The following is a 5,642-nucleotide window of genomic DNA, read 5'->3' on the forward strand; positions in this document are numbered from 1 at the left end:
GTAATGGCGAAAAGGTGATTAAGCGTCGCCATCGCCAATGGAGTATGCTCTCTTTCAATACCCACACTCAGCAATAAAACTTCAAACTTCAAACTTCAAAGCGTGGGCGCATACTGCAGGTTGGTATACATTGGCGAGGGTGGCGCACAGTCACCTTTCCGCCCTTACGGCGGCTCACTTTTTGTCTTGTCAAAAAGTAAGCAAAAACCGCCTGCTCCTATCATCCGGCCCCTACGCTGCGCTCCGGGGTTCCCTCGCTCCGGGCTTGCTCCCGGGAGGACCGCGCTGCAGGCCCCATCCTGGGGCCCAGCGCTTGACAGGCATCCATGCCTGTCACCTCCCTCCGCAAGCCCTGCGCTCGGCCTCCTGAAGTCGCGATCTGCGGCGCCTGAGCTACCGCGCGCTTAGAAGCAACAGCAACTGCAACTGCAACTGCAACTGCAACTGCAACTGCAACTGCAACTGCAACTGCAATATATAAATTCAATAGATGAGTTGACGCTTGCAAATCCTTTGAATACTAACAGTTCTATGTATGAGCGGCCTTGCGCCGCGATGGGCCGCGCAGCGGCCCCAGTCATTAGCGCACTGCCTCAACGCTTGGAGCCGCTGCACGTTTATCCTACAGAAGACATATACCGTGGCAAGTTTAGAATTCATCACCGCTACGGTTCCATAACCCGCTCAAGCTCCGCTGCCCGCTCTCGGGTCATGTCCATCAGGCAGGTCCCACCCTCCAGCTGCGCCATGGTGCCGCCGCTGGCCTTGCGGTGAAACTGGCAGTTGCCATCCCGATAGACCAGCCATTTGCGCTGCACATCACGCAGGCTCTTTTGCTGATCCGCCGCCAGTTTACCCATCAGCTGCTTGTAGACGCGGTTCAGGCGTTGATCCTGTACCTGCGTCTCAGCCTTGAGGCATTCACCCATGGCCAGGGTACTGGAGGCACCCTCCATACAGCGGGTATAGGCTGGAGAAGGTTCGGCGGCGATCGCCAGCGTCGTGCAGCACGCCAATGCCAGCCCCGCCAGGTAGTGCTTGATCATGCAAACTCTCCTTGAGTGTCAAAGCGTCTGAGGCTGCTCCGGCGGCATCAATACCCTGCTCGGCTCGAAGCGCAACGACGGCATCTGCGTGGCGGCATACAACGTCACCGCCAATGCCGCAATCAGGGTAACGTCCGCCCAATTCCACCCAGGCATATCAGCGGCCTGGCGCGCTTTCAAACAGTACCAGCCCTGACCAAGGCAAAATACCAGCATGGCTGCCATCCACACATAGAACCCTGCCGCCAAACCTGTCAGGTCGTGAAACTCATAACTCTGATTGTCCGGCAGGCGGTCGATACCCAAACTGGTTGCCGCCAGATACAGAGCACAAAGCCCTAGCAGCAGGGCCAAGCGGCGAAAGCGCCGATGCGCCAGAATGGCCAGGGCGAGCAACGGATTGGCGAACCACTGGTTCAGCCCGAAGGGTACCCCCCAAGGCCCGTACAGCAACATCTGCAGGGCGGGCATGTGGTGGCCATCGCTCATCGAGGCGCCATCGAAGCACAGAGCGACCAAGTACAGCAGGAGCGTGATACTGAGATAAAAAGCGGGCAAAGGACACCTGGGAGGACGGTACAGGGGATGACCATAACCCATGTCATCCCCCGCTTCCAAGCTGGGTGTTCGCAGTCTTTCAAGCCACCGGCGGTTCGAGCAGCAGCCCGTAGATGCCCGAGTCGGATAGCTCACCGCCTACGCACCAGCGCGCCCGCAGGGTGCCCTCCAACACAAACCCCTGGCGCTCCAACGTACGCGCCGAGCCTTGGTTGCGAGGGTCGATCTCGCCTTCCAGGCGGCGCATGTGCAGGGTGTTGGCGATGTAGTCGATAAAGCACGTCAATGCTTCATCCATATACCCCCTTCCCTGCACGGCGCTGGCCAGGCAATAGCCGATCTCACCTCGCCGGGAGGTGTCGTCGATGTTGAACAGTTGAACCATGCCAATCAGCTCGCCGTTGTCCCGGCGATACATGCCAAGCTTGAGTTGCTCTCCATTGGCATACGCCTCACGATCAGCTGCCAGTGCGCTCTGGGCTTCAGCCAGACTCTGCCAGGGCGCGTGGTGCCAGTACCGCATGACTTCCGGGTCGGCCATGATCGCCAACCACTTTGCCGCATCTGCGTGGCGCATGGGGCGCAGGTAAAGGCGCGGGCTATCGAGACACAGATCACTCGGGAAACTTCGGGGTGGGGTCACGCCGGCTCACCTGTCCATTACTGGGTAAGATGACAGTTTAGCGTCAAGCGCGGCGTTCAGGCATTGCAAAACGCCACGGCGGTGCAAAGTCGACAGTTAGGACGCTAATAAGCGAACCTCTACATGCCGACTTAGGCGACCTCAGCCCCATCATCGGGCCAATGGGGCTCATTGGCCCCAGGCGGAGTCAATGGCGGTAGACCGTAGGCAGCCCGGGCGGTATCACAGCGTGGGTTGTGTACGCCCCCTTCCCACGACGCCTCGAACTCGCGGCAGGTGCTGGAACGGTTGGCGTAGATGGCGCAGGCAACGCCTTGCCCCACCTCGCCCTGCAGGCTGGTACAACGGCAGGGCTTGGCGTCGGTGCCAATCATGGCCACCCGAGACGGACTCACCTGCACCACCAGATCGTCAGGCACCACACCGCCGGAGGACTGGCATTCACCCCAGAAGAAGGACACACGGAAATACCCGCAGCAAGCGCCGCAGTCAAGGCAAGGGTTATATTCGGACATGATTGCACGGAAGGAAGGTGGTTGAGATCGGGGCTGGCCCGAGCAGCCATTCTCGGGCCAAGCGGGGGTGATTGAATAGAGGGGCAGAAAAAAATAACTGCAGGCGATTGACTGTCACCAGACACCCTCTTCCCCCTCGGGTCAAGTTAGCGCAACGCTTTATAGGTATCCCCATCGCACTGCGTCAGGCCAAGACCTGCAGCTGGGCAATAGGGATCGCCGCGGACATGGCTGAAGGTCGTTTGCCGGGTGCCTTGATGTAACAGCCTGTCGTCACGGCTACCTTCGGTCACGACGGTGTAGGACTTGCGACGCATTGCTTGGTACTGGTCTTCACAGTCCGCCATTGCCTTGTGATAGCCCATCACTTGTTCCTCACTCAAGTCCAGGCACTTGGCCAATTCGACACCCCAGCGCCTGAGGCACACTTCGGCGTAGTGCCTGACCACCAAGCCCGGCTCGACCAGCACTTGGCCGCTGCCAGCACCGTCAACCGACGCGTTCCCCACCAGCGTCGCATGCCGACCCGGCATGGGAAACACGCCTATCCGCGTACCGGGCTGCACGTCTGGCACCACACAGGCGAACCCTTTGGAGCGTTCGTCACGGGAGTAGAACCCTACGTACTCACGCACATTGGCCGACAGCATCACGCGCTCTGGCTGCACATTGCCAATGCCTGGAACCGGGTCAATGGTAAAAATATTGACCGGGACATCGCACAGCTCCGGGTCCTTGGCCATGGCATTGGCCAGCATGTGGCAGCTGATGCCGCCGCGACTCCAGCCGACCAGGTTGACCTGTGTAGGCACAAGCGGCTTACGAAACAGATGAATGATGCGTTCCTGTAATGCCTGCGGCGTGGGTTGGCGATCACCGTAGTCATAGGTCCTCCAGAACCACGCAGCGGTCGACGCCACTTCCGGCACAGGGACGCCGGCATCTTTAAGCCGCCTATATTCGGCCTCGCTCAGTTTGGTGCGCTGCCAGCGGCTTTCGCCTTTGATGATCTGAAGCACATGGCTGACGTTTTCTTCCCAGCCGCGGCCAAACAACTGCCCTGTCCAGTTGTAATAACCGCCGGGATCGACGAAAAGGCTGTCGTCCTGAAGATTGCCGCTGCCCGGACCGTCGACAGCGACCCAGTGGGCAAACTCGCGGCCCTGGTCATGGCTGGCCAGGGTCGAAACCAGTTCGCCATTCCAGAAATTGGTGTTGGTGTCGTCGAAGCGATGGGAACCTGTCCCACAGAAATAGGCGGTAAAAACACTCATGTCACTGTCATCGTGCGAGAAATGAGTGCCGAAGGTAGTCAGTTAGCACGATAGGGGACATACGGAAGCCTGTCCTGCCGTCGGGCGCTGCGCACCTGCCGCCGGAAATTCCAACGGCAGGCCGTCAAAGGTTACTTGCGCGCCAGCCCGTCAGCCCGGAACATCTGACGGATACCGCGAATGGCCTGACGAATCCGATCCTGGTTCTCGATCAAGGCAAACCGCACATGGTCGTCACCATAGTCGCCAAAGCCGATACCTGGCGAAACACACACCTTGGCTTCGGCGAGGAGTTTCTTGGAAAACTCGAGCGAACCCAGGTGTGCATACTCAGGCGGGATCTTGGCCCAGACGTACATGGACGCCTTGGGGTTTTCGACCATCCAGCCCAACTCGTGCAAGCCCTTGACCAGCAAATTGCGACGCTGACGGTACTGCTCGGCAATATCCCGTACGCACTGCTGATCCCCTTCCAGCGCTGCGATGGCAGCCACCTGCAAAGGCGTGAATGTACCGTAATCGTGGTAACTCTTGATGCGCGCCAGGGCATTGACCAGTTCGGGGTTACCGACCATGAAGCCGATCCGCCAGCCGGCCATGTTGTAGCTCTTGGACAAGGTGAAGAACTCCACCGCAATGTCCTTGGCGCCAGGCACCTGCATGATAGACGGCGCTTTCCAGCCGTCGTACACGATGTCGGCATACGCCAGGTCGTGCACCACCAGCACGCCATATTGCTTGGCCAATGCCACCACGCGCTCGAAGAAGTCCAGCTCCACGCACTGGGCGGTCGGGTTGGACGGGAAGCCGAGAATCATCATCTTGGGCTTGGGGATGGACTCGCGAATGGCCCGCTCAAGCTCGTTGAAGAAGTCCACGCCCGGCACAAGCGGAACAGAACGCACCTGGGCTCCGGCGATCACAGCGCCGTAGATATGAATTGGGTAGCTGGGGTTGGGCACCAGTACCGTATCGCCTTGATCCAGGGTGGCCAGCATCAGGTGTGCCAGGCCCTCTTTCGAGCCAATGGTGACGATAGCCTCTTCTTCAGGGTCTATGTCGACCTCGTAGCGCTCCTTGTACCAGTTCGAGATGGCGCGACGCAGGCGTGGGATGCCGCGGGATGTGGAATAGCCATGGGTATCCTCGCGCTGAGCGACCTGCACCAGCTTCTCGACGATATGCGGCGGCGTGGCGCCATCGGGGTTACCCATGCTCAGGTCGATGATGTCCTCGCCACGGCGGCGGGCAGCCATCTTGAGCTCGGCAGTGATGTTGAAGACGTAGGGCGGGAGACGATCGATGCGCGCAAAGCGGCGCGGCAAACTTGGATTGGCCATGGTTTCCTCTGAAAACGTAAGCGCCCGGAACCGTCCGAGCGACGCTGGCCGCATGGGACGGCCTGATTCAGAAGATAATGCCGATAGAGACGGCTTGTAAAGGGTAATTTACTGTTTTTTTGGATTTATTCAGGTGCATTTTTTGCCAGCTGAACACGGATAACCGCATGCTGGTAAGCCAAAAACGAAAACTTGTGTACCGGGCACGTCACCTGACTTACCAGCGACAGGCCCCGCATAGGCAAAAAAAAAACCCGGCACACAGG

At 59.2% G+C, this 5,642-nt stretch carries 6 protein-coding genes; all 6 read right to left on the reverse strand.

Annotated features, from left to right (window positions below):
* Positions 1-665: 665 nt before the first annotated feature.
* The gene (locus ACF8E5_RS17125; protein ID WP_058639711.1) at positions 666-1,046 is read right to left on the reverse strand and encodes a lysozyme inhibitor LprI family protein; all 381 of its coding nucleotides are present in this window, start codon (positions 1,044-1,046) and stop codon (positions 666-668) included.
* 18 nt (positions 1,047-1,064) lie between these two features.
* A complete protein-coding gene (locus tag ACF8E5_RS17130) occupies positions 1,065-1,604 on the reverse strand; it encodes a hypothetical protein (protein WP_196127451.1) in 540 nt (179 codons plus the stop codon).
* Between the two features lie 79 nt (positions 1,605-1,683).
* Positions 1,684-2,247, reverse strand: coding sequence for a GNAT family N-acetyltransferase (locus ACF8E5_RS17135; protein WP_058606020.1), 564 nt, complete (start codon positions 2,245-2,247; stop codon positions 1,684-1,686).
* A gap of 131 nt (positions 2,248-2,378) precedes the next feature.
* Positions 2,379-2,762 carry a YkgJ family cysteine cluster protein gene (locus ACF8E5_RS17140; protein WP_058606019.1) on the reverse strand — a complete coding sequence of 128 codons (384 nt, stop codon included), beginning with the start codon at positions 2,760-2,762 and terminating at the stop codon, positions 2,379-2,381.
* 146 nt (positions 2,763-2,908) lie between these two features.
* A complete protein-coding gene (locus ACF8E5_RS17145) occupies positions 2,909-4,036 on the reverse strand; it encodes a hypothetical protein (protein WP_392475573.1) in 1,128 nt (375 codons plus the stop codon).
* Between the two features lie 131 nt (positions 4,037-4,167).
* A complete protein-coding gene (gene alaC / locus ACF8E5_RS17150) occupies positions 4,168-5,376 on the reverse strand; it encodes an alanine transaminase (RefSeq protein WP_058639707.1) in 1,209 nt (402 codons plus the stop codon).
* Between the last annotated feature and the right edge of the window lie 266 nt (positions 5,377-5,642).

It is taken from the genome of Pseudomonas sp. WSY_20, from assembly GCF_043104335.1.
GTDB classification, from domain to species: domain Bacteria; phylum Pseudomonadota; class Gammaproteobacteria; order Pseudomonadales; family Pseudomonadaceae; genus Aquipseudomonas; species Aquipseudomonas parafulva_B.